This is a genomic window from Pantoea sp. SIMBA_079 (assembly GCF_046940275.1).
Lineage (GTDB): Bacteria > Pseudomonadota > Gammaproteobacteria > Enterobacterales > Enterobacteriaceae > Pantoea > Pantoea borealis.
Window position 1 is genome coordinate 1 of record NZ_JAWRYR010000799.1, and the last position, 243, is coordinate 243.

Annotated in this window: 1 protein-coding gene; it reads right to left on the reverse strand. The window is 63.0% G+C overall.

Features of this window, described 5'->3' with window-relative positions:
* Positions 1 to 243 (reverse strand): AraC family transcriptional regulator ligand-binding domain-containing protein (locus SB719_RS22145; RefSeq protein ID WP_412160032.1); only part of this gene is annotated, 243 nt, incomplete at both ends.

Genomic DNA, 243 nt, shown 5'->3' on the forward strand with positions numbered 1-243 from the left:
GCAAAGGCATTGTCCTCGGCGGCGAAACCGATCGGGCATTGAAACGCTCCGGCATAGAGCGCGTGGTAACCAGGGCGAGGGTGCTCAAAGCGTGCGCCAAGCAGCGGCAACGGACGGCCAAGCAGGTCGTCGCAGATGACTTTCAGCGACACCAGGCAGAACTCGGCGTTGAAAGCGCTCAGCGCCGGGCTGTCCTGGTAATCGCTGGCGCTGAACCAGACACGTTGGCCGTCGTCGAGCAAG